The organism is Pararhizobium capsulatum DSM 1112 (assembly GCF_030814475.1).
Lineage (GTDB): Bacteria > Pseudomonadota > Alphaproteobacteria > Rhizobiales > Rhizobiaceae > Pararhizobium > Pararhizobium capsulatum.
Window position 1 is genome coordinate 278826 of sequence record NZ_JAUSVF010000001.1, and the last position, 15111, is coordinate 293936.

Here is a 15111-nt window from a genome sequence, read left to right on the forward strand (position 1 = left end):
ACCGCATCTGCAAGGACGAGGCATAACCATGGCGCATCTGGATCGACAGCGGGCGGCGAGACTTATGGAAGCGGAAGGGATCGATGCCCTGCTGCTGCTGACGGCTGAAACCTTCACCTATGCGACGAGCGCGCCCGCCGGCGTGGCCACCATGTGGCGCAAGACCGGCGCCATCGCCGCCGTTGTCCCCGCGGACCCTGCAATTGCGGAGGGTGCGGTTGTCAGCGACCTGTTCGAGGCAGCTTTTCGGGTCGCCAGCTCCATCACCGATATCCGCATCAATCCCATCTGGGTAGAGACTGCTGATATCACCGGCATTGCCTTCGATCCCGATGCCGCAAACCTTGTCGCAGAGGCACTCCGCATCAAGGGCAGGAAAGGCGGCTTTGCCCGGCCGGAAACCTTCGATGCTGATCTCGGCTTCCAGCACGCTGCCGATATTCTCGCTGACAGAGGACTGCAGGGCGGACATATCGGCATTGAACTGGAGAGTCTCTCTGTAAGCGATTTTCGGCGGTTACAGAATGCCCTACCGGATGCCACGTTTGTCGATGCAAGCCGGCTTGTCGCGCAGTTGCGCATGATCAAATCCCCTGCAGAAATCGAGCACCTGAGAACCGCAGTCGCCCTTTCCGAGGCGGGTATCGAGATGCTTCAAAAAACGATTGCGATCGACGTTTCACGCGATGCGCTGGCAGCGGCGTGGACGACGGGCGTCAAGGAGGAAGCCGCGCGGCGCGGCGTCAAGAACCTGACGGGGCTTTGGGAATATGTCTCTGTCGGCCCCAATCCCTGGATACAGGGCGGCGCCGTCGAGGAAGGGTCGCTGATCAAGGTCGACGTCGGCTGCCTCATTTCCGGCTACACCTCCGATACCGGCCGGACCTTCGTCTGCGGCAAGCCGACGGCTTTGCAAAGCCGGCTGTTTCAGGGGTTGGAAGCGGCCTTCGCCGCAGGCCTCGACAAACTCAGGCCCGGCAATGCCATGAGTGCAGTTCATCGGGCTGCCACCCACGCGATAGCGAATGCTGGCTTTCCTGATTTTACCCGAGGCCATTTCGGCCATGGGCTCGGCACCGGGCCGGGAAGCGAGGAGTGGCCCTTCCTCTCGGCAACGAGCGAGACGCTGCTGGAGCCCGGAATGGTGCTGGCCTTCGAGACGCCGTGGTATGTCGATGGCGTCGGCGGCATGATCATAGAGGATCAGTTGCTGATCACGGCCGATGGTCACGAGATCATGAACCGGCTCCCCCGCGGCCTTGTCAGCGTGTAACCCTATGCACCGCCTCGAACGTTTCGCCCACAATCTCGACTGGAACCTGCTTCGCACCTTCGTCATCGTCGTGGAGGAGGGAAGCATCACGGCAGCGGCAAACCGGCTGCTTTTGCAACAACCGGCCGTCAGCATGGCGCTCAAACGGCTCGAGCAAACGCTTGAGCAGAAGCTGATCGACCGGCGCCCTGGCCGTTTCGAACTGACCGAGGCCGGTGCACGGCTCCATCGACAATGCCGCGACATCTTTGCCGCCGTGGTCCGGCTGCCGGATACGCTGGAAGCCGCCGGTGAGGACATCACCGGCCATGTCAGCATCCACAGTGTCAGTCATGCCCACAATGACGCCTGGGATCAAAAGCTTCAGAGTTTCTTCCAGCTTCATCCCAAGGCTACGGTCAGCATCACGATTGAAACAACCGTCGATGTGCTGAGCGCCGTCGAGCGCGGTGTCGCCACACTCGGACTTTGCGATGGCAACATACCGGAGACATTGACGAAGGCTTTCCACATTCGCGAGCAATACGCACTTTACTGCGGCCGAGGCCACCGGCTTTTCGGCGTGACGGATGCACAGCTCAACGACCTGCGCGGCGATCCTTACATCGCCTTCACCGCCGACGTGCTCGGCGGCCAGCATATGAATGCAGTGACGGCCGTTCGCGCCATGGGCTCCTTTGGCCAGAAAGTGCGTGCCGTTTCCTCAAACGTGGAAGAGGTGATCCGGCTGATCACAGCCAATATCGGCATCGGCATGATGCCGGACCATCTGGCAGCCGCCGGTGTTGCCGCGGGTGAACTCTGGCAGCTGCCGCCATACAGCATGCTGCCGACGACCGATGTTTTCCGCATCTCTAACCCGAACGCGATCCTCAATCCGGCCGAGGCGGCGTTTCTACGCCATGTTTCCGATACAGAGCCCCTCGATCACAGCCTTTGAAGTGTCGGGAGCATCAATCAGCCTTATAGCGACCTTTATCCCTTTAAATTGGAAGAGAGGACAAAATCTTCGTAAGGTGCCGCCATCATCAGCAGGCAGCGGAAACCGAGAGCCATGACAACATATGACGTCGCCATTATCGGCGGTGGTATTGCCGGGCTCTCGCTGGCCTATTTCCTCAGCCCGCATCGAAAGATTGCCGTTCTGGAGCGTGAGGAAGCGCTCGGCTACCACAGCACGGGTCGATCCGCGGCAGAATTCGTCCTGCGCTACAATGCACCGGAAGTCTGCGCTCTCGCGACGATCGCCAAGGGCTTCTTCGACGCACCGCCGGAGAGTTTTTCGTCCATTCCACTTTTGACGCAACGCGGCGGCGTGATGATCGCCAATGCAGAGAAGGCGTCTCGCCTGGAGGACATATTTCGAGCGGAGCTTGCCTTCACACCCGAACTCGAGAAGCTCACTCTTGAAGAAACGCTCGCTCGCGTGCCAATCCTGCGACCGGACTATGTGGCAGCCGCATTCTACGATCCGAATTTCTGGGACATCGAGGTCGAAAGCCTCCTCCAAGGATATACCAGGGGTGCGCGGCGCAACGGTGCCGATATTCTGGAAAACCATGGCGTTGTCTCGGCGTGGCAGGAAAATGGCATCTGGCTGATCGAGACTGCGAGCGGAATTGTGCGGGCCAGAACGGTCGTCAATGCCGCGGGGGGCTGGGCGGACGAAACAGCCTCAATGTTCGGCGTAACGCCGCTGGGCATCGTGCCACATCGCCGTACGGCGATCACCGTCGATTTGCCGGAAGGCATGGACGCCTCGGATATGCCGGAGATCAACGAGATCGACGAGGCCTTCTACATGAAGCCGGATGCCGGGCGACTTCTGGCTTCGCCAGCTGACGCCACCCCCTGCGAGCCGGGTGATGTACAGCCGGAGGAAATCGACGTTGCCTGGGCCGCGCACTACATCAAGGAAGCCACCGCTATCCCCGTCAGACGCGTTGCCAAAAGCTGGGCGGGCATGCGCAGTTTTTCACCAGACCGACTACCGGTCGTGGGATGCATACCATCTCGACCCGATTTCTTCTGGCTGGCAGGACAGGGCGGCTTCGGCATCCTCACATCGCCCGCCCTTGGCGCATTTGCCGCTCATCTTTTGACGGGCTCTGCCCCGCCCGCGGCTTTTGCTCAAAACGGAATATCCGCCGAGATATTCAACCCGGCACGTTTCTAAACGCCTCAAATATCCGCCCCACCGATGGCCTGTCGCGCTGTCATCCTGCGGCAGTTTATCATTACGATTTCAACGGAACGTTTGTCGCGCGGCATCGTTATGAAGGCGAACCCACCCCCCAATAGCAAACAATGGGAGTTGGCACATGCCCTTCATCAACAAATCCAGGATCCTCATCCTCGCCACTGATGGCTACGAGCGTTCGGAACTGCGTTTCCCGCTCGAAGAACTGAAGAAGCGCGGCGCAGATGTGAAGATCGCCTCCATCAAAAAACAACCGATCAAGAGCTGGGACAAGAAGAACTGGGGCGAGACGGTCGAGGTCGATCTTCTGGCCACCGACGTTGATATCGATGATTTCGATGCGCTCGTGCTGCCAGGCGGCCAGATGAATCCGGATATCCTTCGTCATGATGACGACGCGATGCGTGTCGTGCGCGAGTTCGTGGCCTCCGGCAAGGTCGTTGCAGCCATTTGCCATGGGCCGTGGCTGCTGATCGAGGCAGGCGCAGTCAAAGGCCTCAAAGCAACGTCCTACGGCTCCATCACGACCGACATGAAAAACGCCGGTGCGGATTGGTCCGATACCCCTGTCGTCACCGACAAGGGCATCATCACCTCGCGTTGCCCGGACGATCTGCCGGCCTTCGTCGACAAGATCGTCGAGGAAGTCGAAGAGGGCCACGAGCGCCGCGCCGCCTGAGCTCAGCCCATTCCAACATATTTTAGAGAGGAAAAATTCATGGCCGATCTATCGAAAGCGAAAAAGGATCCGCTGCAGCAACTGTGGGATGTCGTGGGCGATGTCCATGCCGGCATGCTGGGCGTAGAGGAGTCAGGCCAACACATGCAGCCGATGGCGCCATTTATCGAGAAGGAAAGCAATTCCATCTGGTTTTACAGCCGTGACGACAGCGATCTCGTCAAGGCGGTCAGGACCGGTGAACGGGCACACTTCTGTGTGATCAGCAAGGATCACGACTATCATGCGTGCCTTGCCGGTCAGATCGATGAAGTTGAATCCCCGGAACATGTCGACAAATACTGGTCACCCATGGTGGCCGCCTGGTTCGAAGGCGGCAAGGACGATCCACAACTCACCATGCTGCGGCTGCGCCTCGACGATGTCGCGATCTGGGCCTCCTCCAACAGCACGCTGCGTTTCGGCTGGGAAATGGCAAAGGCAAATCTGACCGGCAAGGAGCCGGACATAGGTTACCACACGCAGATTTCGTTGCCGCATTAGAGTTCGTCAGGGAAAAGTGGAAACCGGTTTTCCCGAAAGGACAAACAGAAACAAAAGATCGAGAAGATGTCTGGCTCAATCTGAGCCAGACATCTTCTAAGCACGAATACGCATGGAAAAGCCCGGCTGCTTTGCTGCAGCCGGGCTTTTCGTATTTATAGGACCAAGCCAATCACAGAGAAAAGCGACCGTAGCTGCCATTATTATAGAGCAGCGAATGACCCTCACCCGCGACGATCGAGACCACGCGCCCGAGAATGATCGCATGGCTGTGACGCTCGATGATTTCATCCACCTCACAGTCAATAACCGCCAACGCTCCACGCAGCGCAGAAGCACCGCTTGCAAGCGTAAACCATTCCGCGCCGTCGTAGCGGGAAGCTCCTTTGAGCCCTCCCTTGCCGGCGAAACGATCCGCAATATCCTGCTGTTCGGCAGACAGGATATTGACGCAGAAATGCCCGTAGCGGCTGATGACCGGCCAGCTTGAAGAGCTGCGATTGATATTGACGATCATCGTCGGCGGATCGACTGAGAGAGCGGTGGCAGATGTCACGGTGGCTCCCGTGCGTTCTTCGCCGACACCGGCCGTGATCACGGAAACGCCGCCAGACATGCGCCGCATGGCTGTTTTCAACGAAGCCTCATCGGCAATATGCGCAAACGCCTCGCGTGTCGCTTCAGCTTCGCCAAAGCGACCCAACTCCGCATCGACAGACTTTCTCAGCACAAGATTCACTCCGGATGCCTCCTGCGTTTACCATTGCGGCAAATGTGGCATCAATTGACACGCTTTCTCAAGCAAAGAAACTTCCCGCAGAGTGACTGCAGCGGATGCAAATTTCTTTCCTAACAAATTATATAGATTATTATATTTCCAGCGATCCAACATATTTCCAAACCTGGGATGGCTTGCAGCGGACCAGGGATAGGATAACGCACCGTTTTGATGGACTATTGACACCGGTTCAAATTGCGGCAACTTTGTGTCAAAACAATTAATGATCCTGTCGGACAAAAGGGGTTGGCATGTTTTATCTCGGTGGAATGACACTCGGCTATCTGACACCTCCGGCGAAACCGGAGAAATCCGTGCGCGCCGAAAAACCATCCGTGCGCAGCACCGACGATCAGATCGATGTTGAGCCCTCGCGCTTGGAAGATCTGAGCCGGGCTTTCCTGACGCCCTGGCACCTCTTCTACTGAGGCCTGGAGAACGCTGCGTCTGCCTAGGGTAACTTATCCCTTGAACGCCGTCACTTCGATCTCGATCAGCATCTCAGGCTTTATGAGATCACAGACCACCATGGTGGCAGCCGGGCGAATGTCACCAAAGGCTTCGCCCAGGATCGGAAATACAATGTCGGCATAGGCCGCATCGGTCACGTAATAATGGTTCCGGACGGCATCCTTCAGCGAGAAGCCGGCTTGCGCCAACGCCGCCTCGATCGTCTTCAGACAATTTCGCGTCTGCGCCTCAACCGTCGCCGGCATGCTCATCGTCGTGTAGTCATAACCGGTCGTGCCGGAAACGAAGCACCAGTCGCCCTGAACCACTGCACGGGAATAGCCCGCCGTCTTTTCGAACGGCGAGCCGGATGAAACCAGTTTGCGTGGACTTGGCATCGACGCTCAGGCCCAGGGATGCAACGTGGCGTTTGCCTTCTCGAACGTGTCGATCGAGGAGACCTTCTCCAGTGTCAGGCCGATATCGTCGAGACCGTTCAACATGCAATGACGCTTGAAGGCGTCGAGCTCGAAGGTGATCTTGCCGCCATCCGGGCCGGTGATTTCCTGGCTTTCCAGATCGACCGTCAGCACGGCATTGGAGCCACGGCTGGCGTCGTCCATCAGCTTTTCGAGATCTTCCGGAGAGACGACCACCGGCAGGATGCCGTTCTTGAAACAGTTGTTGTAGAAGATATCGGCAAAGGACGTGGAAATCACGCAACGGATGCCGAAGTCGAGCAGCGCCCACGGCGCGTGCTCGCGCGAGGAACCACAGCCGAAATTGTCGCCAGCGACGAGGATCTTGGCGTTCTGGTAGGCCGGCTTGTTGAGGACAAAATCCTCGTTGACGGAGCCGTCTTCGTTATAGCGCGCTTCGGCGAAGAGGCCGGTGCCGAGGCCGGTGCGCTTGATCGTCTTCAGGTAATCCTTCGGAATGATCATATCCGTGTCGATGTTGACGACGGGAAGGGGCGCGGCAACGCCGGTGAGCTTGACGAACTTGTCCATGACTGTGCGCTTTCAATTCAACGGGACACAAGAAATTGCGTCCAGCGTTTAGATCAATTCTGCGCCAAAATGAAGGAAAATCTGCTCTGCTGGCACTTGCAAACCGCCCGATCGCAGGCATTGCCGAGACAAGGAAGATATTGTCCCGGCAGAAGGCATGTCATCAGAGATCGATGATCGTGCCGCGGCCGTCGTTCCAGATACGCGGCTCCCGTCGCGGACGTGTGCTATTCGCGCGCGCTGTCGCACGAACAGGCTTGGGGGAGAGACGCGCCGAAACGGCACTTCCCACCATCAGCACGGCCACGATGCCGGCCAGGGCCAATCCGAGCGACGCCGTAAAGACGAATGCCATCAGCGTGAACGCGATGCCCGCGGCAGTCAGGAGAAAAGAGCGAATGCTTTGCATGTTCATCACCTTTCGTTACCCGGAATGTGGGATGGCCGGAGGAGCCTTGCAAGGGGCAGCGTCCATACGCATGTCTGCCTTGCGAAAATGGCGAAAGCCGGGCACAAAAGCTTCATGAATTCTACCATCGACCGACATCCTGCCCGCCTGCGGCGCTCCGTTCTCTGCGTTCCCACCGACAATGAAAGGGCGCTTGCCAAGATCGCCGCGCTTTCCTGCGATGCGGTCGTCTACGATCTTGAAGATGCTGTTCTGACTGACAGGAAGGCCGAGGCCCGCGCCATGCTGGCGAAACATCTGGGCGCATCTCGACCGATCGGCATCGAGATCATCATCCGGATCAACAGTCTCAACACCCTTTTTGGGGAACAGGATCTCATCGAGGCAATCGGACTGCAGCCGGATGCAATCCTGCTGCCCAAGGTGGAAAGTCCTCAGGACATTCAGATCGTCGCCGATATTCTGGCGGAAGGAGATGCGCCCGACGGCCTTCGTCTCTGGGCCATGATCGAGACACCGCGCGGTGTGTTCAACGCGGCCGCGATTGCCGAAACTGGCCGTACTCGTGGTGGCAGGCTCGATTGTTTCGTGCCCGGCCTGAACGATCTTCGCAAGGAAACCGGCGCCGCAGCCTTGCCTGGGCGGCAATATCTCGTTCCCTGGCTGATGCAGATCCTGCTTTCAGCCCGCAGTTGCGGCCTCGATGTGATCGATTCCGTCTTCAACGATTTTCGCGATGGTGAAGGCCTCGATGCCGAATGCCGCCAGGGCCGCGATATGGGTTTTGATGGTAAGATGCTGATCCATCCGGCCCAGATCCAAGCAGCCAACGCGCATTTCGGGGTCTCGCCGGAAGCCACAGCCGAGGCAAATGCGATCATCGAGGCCTTCGCTCTAGCGGATAATGCCGGCAAAGGCGTCATCAATCTCAGCGGGCGGATGGTCGAGAGACTGCATCTCGACCAGGCCCAGAAAATCGCCGCCAAGGTGAAAGCCATTCAACGCAAGGACCGAACTGCATGAAACTCTACCGCTTCCTCACCGGCACGGACGACGCCGCCTTCTGCCACCGCGTTACCGACGCCCTCAACAAAGGCTGGTCCCTGCACGGCTCGCCGGCACTCTCCTTCAACATCCAGACCGGTCAGCCGATGACTGGTCAGGCGATTGTCAAGGACGTCGAAGGTAAGGATTATCATCCCGACATGAAGCTTTCGGAGCAGTAGGGGCGGCTTTAGCCGCCCACATGCTCCACGCCGGCTTCGATCCGCTCCATGTCATCGTCCGAAAGACCGAAATGGTGGCCGATCTCGTGGATCAGCACATGGGTGATGATATCACCCAGCGTCTCCTCGTTTTCGGCCCAATAGTCGATGATCGGACGGCGATAAAGCGTGATCCGGTTCGGCATTTCGCCGGTTTCCATGGTAAAGCGCTCGGTGATGCCACGGCCCTCGAACAACCCGAGGAGATCGAAGGGTGTTTCCAGCGCCATATCTTCGAAGACGTCGTCGTTCGGAAAATCCTCGATCTCGATGATAAGATTGCTGGCAAGGGCACGGAACTCCTCCGGCAGATGGCTGTAAGCCTCCAGCGTAAGCGACTCGAAGGTACTGATTGTCGGCGCGTGACGTTCCCGCCAATCGCCTGTCTGGTCTATATGGGCCATGGATACTCCTTGCCCCTCATATAGCACTTTGCCCGGCTTTTTCGAGGGTTCGCATGCCCATGCACAGCCAAAGGAATAAATTCTCAAGATTCAATCGTTGACTCTTTTGAGAAGCTCTGGAATCAATAGGAACATAACAGGAACAAATTGAATTGGAGACAGTCATGGTTGGCACGGCCATGGCGCGTGAGCGGCTTTTTGCGCTCCGTGAAACAATCGCCCGGCTTGAGGGCAAAACGACACCTGAGCGTGTGGTCGCTCCTCCGATGGATGGAGCAACCCTTGAGCGAAAGACAACACGTCGTCTCAGTCTCGGGATTGCTGCGCTCGATGAGGCCCTGGGCGGCGGCGTGCCGCTTGACGGCTTGAGCGAAATCCGTTGCCGGCTTCTGGTCGATGCCGGTGCCGCCAGCGGTTTTGCAGCAGCATTGATGTCGCGGTTGCAGGCTGAGGAAGAAGAACAGCGCGGCCGATCGGCATCTCCGGTGCTCTGGATTGGCGAGACGGTGGCAACGATGGAAGCAGGCATGCCCCATCCCATCGGGCTCTTTCATTTCGGCCTTGCCCGTCGGAACTTCTTTCACGCCGCGCCGCGAAAACTCGACGAGGCGCTCTGGCTTGCAGAAAGCGCCGTGGAAAGCCGTGCTTTCTGCGTCATCATCTTCGAGGTCAGGGGCAATCCTGCTCATTTCGGCCTGACGGAAAGCCGGCGGCTCAGCCTCAGGGCCAAGGCGGCAGGCAAGCCTTTGATCGTGTTGCGGGCGGGTGGCGAAGAGGAGGCGAGCAGCGCCGCCTGTCGGTTTCTCGCCGAACCTGCACCTGCCCGCCCCCGCCCCTTGCCGGATGGTTCGGAGCTTGCAGGCAGCATCGGCAATCCTGTTTTCCGCCTGACCCTCGAGAAAAGCCGAAGCCCGGCTCCTTTTTCCCTGTTTCTGGAGTGGAATTCCCATGACCGCCGATTTGTTTTACTCGAACAACCGGAGCATCTCGCCGTCGACGCACCCGCGCATTCTGGCGCTCTGTTTTCCGCACCTGCCGACAGATCGGATCGCACGGCGCAAATGGGGTCCGTCCTGGCGTTCGACCGGGCGTCCTGAGGGACCGGCATTTGCCTGTGCCGGTCGACACGAAAACACCATGCGCCTGACCGCCCTCGACGAAAGAGCAGAAGCGATCGGTCTTCGCAAACATCAGGGCCTGACAGAGGCACGCGCGCTCTATCCGCAATTGGAAATCGAGGAGGAAAGCCCGGCAAAGGATCGCGACCTGCTCCTGTCCATCGCCGACTGGTGTGATCGCTATACGCCACTTGTGGCCCAGGATGGCGACGACGGCCTGTTTCTCGATATCACTGGGTGCACCCATCTGTTCGGCAGCGAGGAGGCTTTGCTTGAAGACGTTTTGCGACGTCTCTTTGTCATAGGGTTTGATGTGCGCGGAGCGGTGGCGTCTTCACCCGGTCTTGCCTGGGCGATCGCACATTTCGGGCGCGGCGGCGTCGTTAAACAAGAAGAGAACGTGCGCAATGTGCTCTTTCCCCTCCCCATCCAGGCACTTAGGCTTGAAACGAGCCTTGTTGCCTCCCTGAGCAAACTCGGCCTGAAACGCATCGGCGACCTTGCCATAGCCCCACGCGCACCGCTCGCACGCCGTTTCGGCACCCGGCTGCTGCAAAGGCTGGATCAGGCGCTTGGCCGTGAGGAGGAACCAATCTCGCCGCGGCGCCCGGTCGCGAACCTGTCAGCCGAACGGCGGCTGGCCGAACCTATCGTCTCGCAGGAGGATATTCTGTATCTTACAACCCGGCTCGCCGCTTCCTTAAAGCGTGGTCTAGAGGCGCGCGGCGTCGGAGGGCGACGGTTCGAACTGGTGCTTTTCCGGGTCGATGGCAAGGTTTTGCGCATCGCCATAGGTGCATCCCAACCGTTGCGGGATCCTGAGCGCATCAGTCGGCTGTTTTCAGAACGGCTCGCCGCCATCCATGACGATCTCGATGCGGGCTTCGGTTTCGAAATCCTGCGCCTCAACGTCCTGAGCCAGGAGGACTTCAACGCGCGTCAAGGCGATTTCGCGGGAAAGGAACAAAGCGAGACCTCGCTACCGGATTTCATTGATCGGGTTTCGGCCCGACTTGGTCCGGATTGCCTGCACGGCTTTTTTCTGCAGGAGAGCCATATTCCCGAAAAAGCCGCCGTCGCCATACCAGCCGCCGCGAACCTGCGGATGAGAACACCCATCGATGTCACCCCACCCTCTGTCGAACGTCCCTTGCGGCTCCTCAAACATCCCGAACCCATGGAAGCCTATACCGCCGGTGTGCCTGACGGTCCGCCGGGCACCTTCCGCTGGCGGCGGACGCTTCACCGTACGGCCCGTAGCGAAGGGCCGGAAAGAATAGAACCGGAATGGTGGAACAACCCCCAAGACGCTCGGGTGCGCGATTATTTCCGACTAGAGGACGAGCAGGGTTATCGCTTCTGGATTTACCGCGAAGGCTTTTATAGCGACGGCGTTCCGCCTCGCTGGTTCGTTCATGGGATCTTCGCATGACAGCCGAACCCGATTTTTGCGAGTTTGGCGCCCGCACCAATTTTTCCTTTCTGGAGGGCGCATCCCAACCGGAGGAAATGGTGGTGGCCGCTTCAGCATTGGGCCTGGCGGGGCTCGGGATTGCCGACCGCAATTCGGTTGCCGGCGTTGTTCGCGCCTGGCGGCAGCTGAAAGTGCTCGAAGAAAAATACAAAAATCCGGAATCCAGAAGCGATGACGAAAAGAAGGAAGGCCCTCCTCTCAAGCCAGTCGAGCGATATCAGCCAGGCGCGCGCCTGGTCTTCTCCGACAATACGCCGGATATCCTAGCCTATCCGCAGGACCGGCGTGGATGGGGAAACCTCTGCAGGCTGCTCAGCACTGGAAACCTGCGCGCCGAAAAAGGAACCTGCACTCTGTTCCTGGCCGATCTGCTCGAATGGGGAGACAGGATCATGCTGGCCATTGTTCCGAATGCAGCCACTGTCCTTGAAAAGACGGGTTTCGAAAGCCTTGATGATTGTACACGGCGGATCCGGGAACGCTTCCCCAAAACACTCCATATCGCCCTCTCTCCCGCTCGTGATGGGCGGGATGCTTTGGTTTTTGCCCATCTCGCCCAGTTGGCGGACAAGCATCGCCTTCCCCTCGTCGCCACCAACCAGCCGCTTTATCATGGGCCAGACCGCCGTCCCCTATCGGATATCGTGACCGCCATTCGCGAAGGTGTTCCGGTCGCCAAGGCCGGGTTTCGCCTCGCACCAAATGCGGAGCGCCATATGAAGCATGGGCACGAAATGACGCGGCTGCTGCAGCGTTACCCGGAGGCGGTCGCCAATAGCTGCAAGTTTTTTAGCCGGCTTTCTTTTTCGCTCCAGGAGATCAGTCATAATTATCCCGATGAGAGCATTGACGGAGAACATCCCTTTGAGACCCTCAAGCGTTTTACCTATGAGGGTGCGGCAAAGCGTTATCCTGAGGGCATTCGTGGCAAGGTCCTTGCTCAGATTAACTACGAACTCGATCTTATCGGGCGTAAGGACTACGCGGCTTACTTCCTTACAGTCTACAAGATCGTCCAGCATGCCCGCTATGAACTCAAGATCCTCTGTCAGGGGCGTGGCTCGGCGGCAAATTCGGTCATTTGTTATTGCCTGGAGATTACCGAAGTCGACCCCGGCAAAAGCACGTTGCTTTTCGATCGCTTCCTGTCGATGGACCGCGACGAGCCGCCGGATATCGACGTCGACTTCGAGCACGGCAGGCGCGAGGAAGTCATCCAGTATATCTACAAGACCTATGGCATCGCCCATGCCGGCCTGACTGCGGGCGTGACCACCTATCGCAGCCGTTCGGCCGGCCGCGAGGTCGCCAAGGCCTTCGATCTTGCCGAGGATGTACAATCCGCGATCTCTCACGCCGTCAGCGGCTGGTGGACGAAGGAACTCACGGAAGCGGATGCGCGTGCCGCAGGGCTCGACATCAGCGATCCGACGACAAAGAACGTGCTTCACTACGCAACGACATTGATGGGTTTCCCCCGCCACCTGACCCAGCATGTCGGCGGCTTCGTCATCACCCGCGATCGGCTCGACGAGGTCGTGCCGATCATGAAAACGGCAATGCCGGATCGCTACATGATCGAATGGGACAAGGACGATCTCGACAGCGTCAATATCCTGAAGATCGACATTCTGGCGCTCGGCATGCTGACCTGCATGCGCAAGGCCTTCGCGATGCTGCAAAGCCATTACGGCGTCACGAAAACATTGGCCGACCTCGGCAATGCCACGCATGAGGATGAAAAGCCGGTCTACCACATGATCTGCCGCGCCGATACGATTGGCGTCTTCCAGATAGAAAGCCGTGCCCAGATGAGCATGCTTCCACGACTGCGACCACGCCGCTTCTATGATCTCGTGATCGAAGTGGCGATTGTCCGGCCAGGACCAATCCAGGGAAACATGGTTCACCCCTATCTCAAGCAGCGCGAGGCTGCCCGCACACCCGGTTACAGGACACCTTTCCCGAAGGAGGAACTGCGGCCTATCCTCGAGCGGACATTGGGCGTCCCCCTGTTCCAGGAACAGGCCATGCAGATCGCGATCACCGCCGCTGAATTTCCACCTGCGAAGGCTGACCAGTTACGCCGATCCATGGCAACATTCAAGCGCACCGGCAAGGTCAACAGCTTCAGGGATGACATGGTCAATGGCATGATCAGGCGGGGGTATGAGCGCGACTTCGCCGAACGCTGCTTCAGGCAGATCGAGGGCTTCGGCGAATACGGTTTTCCTGAAAGCCATGCCTCCTCCTTCGCGCTGCTCGTCTATGCCTCCTCCTGGGTCAAGGCCTATTATCCGGATGTCTTCTGCGCGGCGCTTTTGAACTCCCAGCCGATGGGGTTTTACCCAGCCGCCCAACTGGTGCGCGATGCCCGCGAGCATGGCGTCGAAGTGCGGCCGGTGGATATCAACTTCTCGAACTGGGATACGCTCCTCGAAGAGGCCGCCTTTAACAGGCAGGACATCGATCGTCGTCATGAAACAATGATCGCGGTCATCCGCACCCGCCATGCCGTTCGGCTCGGCTTTCACCAGGTCACCGGCCTCTCCGAAACGGACATGATGGAGAAGCTCGTCGCCCATCGCGGCGATGGTTATACTTCGATCCGCGACCTCTGGCTGAGATCCGGGCTGGAGAGGCCGGCAATCGAACGGTTGGCTGATGCCGATGCCTTCCGCTCCCTGGGGCTATCGCGACGTCAGGCTCTCTGGGAAGTGCGCGCGCTTGATGGCAAGAGTGCCGCCGAAAAACTGCCGTTGTTCGACCTCGCCGGTCATGAAGACCTTCAGAGCGAGCCGGAAACGAAGCTTCCGACCATGCCCGCCGGCGAAGAAGTAATCGAGGATTACCGCCGTCTCTCCTTGTCCTTGAAGGCGCATCCAGTCTCGTTCCTGCGCGACAGGCTTGCGCGGATGGCCATTTTGCCGAGCCGGGCGCTTCTCAATGTGCAAAACGGGCGCAGAGTGACGATCGCCGGCCTGGTGCTTGTGCGTCAGCGTCCTGGCTCGGCCAACGGCGTGATCTTCATGACGCTGGAAGACGAAACGGGCATCGCCAATGCCATTGTCTGGCCGGCGACCTTTGCGCGTTACAGGACAATCGTCCTTGGCGCCCGGTTGGTAAAAATCAGAGGCAAGCTGCAGAGTCAGGATGGCGTCCTCCATGTCGTCGCCGAACACATGGAAGACATGACGTCGATGCTTGGCCTGCTTCTCGAACCATCACCGGTACGAAACCCTTTTGCCGACAATCAACAAGGCTTCCAGGACTCGACACAATACGAAACGATCCCTCCAAAACGGATCGCAAGAACCATCTCAGCCGACGCACCCGCCGCCGTGATGCCGAAGGGGCGCAATTTCCATTGATTCCCGGATGCACACCTAAAATTGCAAAAATAACTAGAAGATACGCCCCTGCGTTGATAACGCACTTCCATGTAACAAAAAGTGTAAAATATTTTTTGATCAAAAAATGGTGAAAGCGCCACGATGTCAGAATTTTG

At 58.5% G+C, this 15111-nt stretch carries 16 protein-coding genes; 11 read left to right on the forward strand and 5 right to left on the reverse strand.

Annotated elements, in window-relative coordinates; genetic code table 11:
• The first annotated feature begins 28 nt into the window (after nt 1-28).
• From QO002_RS01300 to QO002_RS01320, 5 genes are all read left to right on the forward strand, one after another.
• The gene (locus tag QO002_RS01300) at nt 29-1273 is read left to right on the forward strand and encodes a M24 family metallopeptidase (protein ID WP_307225920.1); all 1245 of its coding nucleotides are present in this window, start codon (nt 29-31) and stop codon (nt 1271-1273) included.
• A gap of 4 nt (nt 1274-1277) precedes the next feature.
• A complete protein-coding gene (locus tag QO002_RS01305) occupies nt 1278-2213 on the forward strand; it encodes a LysR family transcriptional regulator (RefSeq protein ID WP_307225922.1) in 936 nt (311 codons plus the stop codon).
• 114 nt (nt 2214-2327) lie between these two features.
• The gene (locus QO002_RS01310; RefSeq protein WP_307225924.1) at nt 2328-3449 is read left to right on the forward strand and encodes an NAD(P)/FAD-dependent oxidoreductase; all 1122 of its coding nucleotides are present in this window, start codon (nt 2328-2330) and stop codon (nt 3447-3449) included.
• Between the two features lie 145 nt (nt 3450-3594).
• Nucleotides 3595-4152, forward strand: coding sequence for a DJ-1/PfpI/YhbO family deglycase/protease (locus tag QO002_RS01315; protein ID WP_307225926.1), 558 nt, complete (start codon nt 3595-3597; stop codon nt 4150-4152).
• A gap of 39 nt (nt 4153-4191) precedes the next feature.
• The gene (locus QO002_RS01320) at nt 4192-4695 is read left to right on the forward strand and encodes a pyridoxamine 5'-phosphate oxidase family protein (protein ID WP_307225928.1); all 504 of its coding nucleotides are present in this window, start codon (nt 4192-4194) and stop codon (nt 4693-4695) included.
• 172 nt (nt 4696-4867) lie between these two features.
• On the opposite strand, the gene QO002_RS01325 is transcribed toward QO002_RS01320, so the two are convergent.
• A complete protein-coding gene (locus tag QO002_RS01325) occupies nt 4868-5350 on the reverse strand; it encodes a flavin reductase family protein (RefSeq protein WP_307233061.1) in 483 nt (160 codons plus the stop codon).
• A gap of 374 nt (nt 5351-5724) precedes the next feature.
• Here QO002_RS01325 and QO002_RS01330 point away from each other — a divergent pair, with 374 nt between their 5' ends.
• Complete coding sequence (locus QO002_RS01330) at nt 5725-5901, forward strand: hypothetical protein (RefSeq protein WP_307225930.1); 177 nt, start codon at nt 5725-5727, stop codon at nt 5899-5901.
• Nucleotides 5902-5934: 33 nt separating this feature from the next.
• Here QO002_RS01330 and QO002_RS01335 read toward each other — a convergent pair whose 3' ends face one another.
• From QO002_RS01335 to QO002_RS01345, 3 genes are all read right to left on the reverse strand, one after another.
• Nucleotides 5935-6321: a RidA family protein gene (locus tag QO002_RS01335; RefSeq protein WP_307225932.1), complete on the reverse strand. Its 387-nt coding sequence runs from the start codon at nt 6319-6321 to the stop codon at nt 5935-5937.
• A 6-nt stretch (nt 6322-6327) separates the two neighbouring features.
• Complete coding sequence (gene leuD / locus QO002_RS01340) at nt 6328-6933, reverse strand: 3-isopropylmalate dehydratase small subunit (RefSeq protein ID WP_307225935.1); 606 nt, start codon at nt 6931-6933, stop codon at nt 6328-6330.
• 163 nt (nt 6934-7096) lie between these two features.
• Nucleotides 7097-7342 (reverse strand): hypothetical protein, encoded by a 246-nt coding sequence (locus tag QO002_RS01345; RefSeq protein ID WP_307225937.1) that lies wholly within the window; start codon nt 7340-7342, stop codon nt 7097-7099.
• A gap of 114 nt (nt 7343-7456) precedes the next feature.
• Between QO002_RS01345 and QO002_RS01350 the strand changes: the two genes are divergently transcribed.
• Nucleotides 7457-8365: an HpcH/HpaI aldolase/citrate lyase family protein gene (locus QO002_RS01350; RefSeq protein ID WP_307225939.1), complete on the forward strand. Its 909-nt coding sequence runs from the start codon at nt 7457-7459 to the stop codon at nt 8363-8365.
• The gene (locus QO002_RS01355) at nt 8362-8568 is read left to right on the forward strand and encodes a DUF1737 domain-containing protein (protein WP_307225941.1); all 207 of its coding nucleotides are present in this window, start codon (nt 8362-8364) and stop codon (nt 8566-8568) included. The genes QO002_RS01350 and QO002_RS01355 overlap by 4 nt, the downstream gene beginning before the upstream one ends.
• A gap of 8 nt (nt 8569-8576) precedes the next feature.
• On the opposite strand, the gene QO002_RS01360 is transcribed toward QO002_RS01355, so the two are convergent.
• Entirely contained in the window at nt 8577-9011 is a 435-nt protein-coding gene (locus QO002_RS01360; protein WP_307225942.1) for a metallopeptidase family protein, read from the reverse strand.
• Between the two features lie 164 nt (nt 9012-9175).
• Between QO002_RS01360 and QO002_RS01365 the strand changes: the two genes are divergently transcribed.
• From QO002_RS01365 to QO002_RS01375, 3 genes are read left to right on the forward strand one after another with little or no spacing between them, the layout of a single operon-like run.
• Complete coding sequence (locus QO002_RS01365) at nt 9176-10108, forward strand: ImuA family protein (protein ID WP_307225944.1); 933 nt, start codon at nt 9176-9178, stop codon at nt 10106-10108.
• Nucleotides 10109-10148: 40 nt separating this feature from the next.
• On the forward strand, nt 10149-11561 hold the full coding sequence (locus QO002_RS01370) for a Y-family DNA polymerase (protein WP_370878435.1): 1413 nt from the start codon (nt 10149-10151) through the stop codon (nt 11559-11561).
• Entirely contained in the window at nt 11558-14974 is a 3417-nt protein-coding gene (locus QO002_RS01375; RefSeq protein WP_307225946.1) for an error-prone DNA polymerase, read from the forward strand. The genes QO002_RS01370 and QO002_RS01375 overlap by 4 nt, the downstream gene beginning before the upstream one ends.
• The last annotated feature ends 137 nt before the right edge of the window (nt 14975-15111 follow it).

Coding starts and splice junctions, on each gene's coding strand:
- QO002_RS01370 (WP_370878435.1), top strand. CDS start 10,149: ATGCGCCTGACCGCCCTCGACGAAAGAGCAGAAGCGATCGGTCTTCGC.
- QO002_RS01365 (WP_307225944.1), top strand. CDS start 9,176: ATGGTTGGCACGGCCATGGCGCGTGAGCGGCTTTTTGCGCTCCGTGAA.
- QO002_RS01330 (WP_307225930.1), top strand. CDS start 5,725: ATGTTTTATCTCGGTGGAATGACACTCGGCTATCTGACACCTCCGGCG.
- QO002_RS01310 (WP_307225924.1), top strand. CDS start 2,328: ATGACAACATATGACGTCGCCATTATCGGCGGTGGTATTGCCGGGCTC.
- QO002_RS01315 (WP_307225926.1), top strand. CDS start 3,595: ATGCCCTTCATCAACAAATCCAGGATCCTCATCCTCGCCACTGATGGC.
- QO002_RS01335 (WP_307225932.1), bottom strand. CDS start 6,321: ATGCCAAGTCCACGCAAACTGGTTTCATCCGGCTCGCCGTTCGAAAAG.
- QO002_RS01345 (WP_307225937.1), bottom strand. CDS start 7,342: ATGCAAAGCATTCGCTCTTTTCTCCTGACTGCCGCGGGCATCGCGTTC.
- QO002_RS01320 (WP_307225928.1), top strand. CDS start 4,192: ATGGCCGATCTATCGAAAGCGAAAAAGGATCCGCTGCAGCAACTGTGG.
- leuD (WP_307225935.1), bottom strand. CDS start 6,933: ATGGACAAGTTCGTCAAGCTCACCGGCGTTGCCGCGCCCCTTCCCGTC.
- QO002_RS01305 (WP_307225922.1), top strand. CDS start 1,278: ATGCACCGCCTCGAACGTTTCGCCCACAATCTCGACTGGAACCTGCTT.
- QO002_RS01350 (WP_307225939.1), top strand. CDS start 7,457: ATGAATTCTACCATCGACCGACATCCTGCCCGCCTGCGGCGCTCCGTT.
- QO002_RS01300 (WP_307225920.1), top strand. CDS start 29: ATGGCGCATCTGGATCGACAGCGGGCGGCGAGACTTATGGAAGCGGAA.
- QO002_RS01360 (WP_307225942.1), bottom strand. CDS start 9,011: ATGGCCCATATAGACCAGACAGGCGATTGGCGGGAACGTCACGCGCCG.
- QO002_RS01355 (WP_307225941.1), top strand. CDS start 8,362: ATGAAACTCTACCGCTTCCTCACCGGCACGGACGACGCCGCCTTCTGC.
- QO002_RS01375 (WP_307225946.1), top strand. CDS start 11,558: ATGACAGCCGAACCCGATTTTTGCGAGTTTGGCGCCCGCACCAATTTT.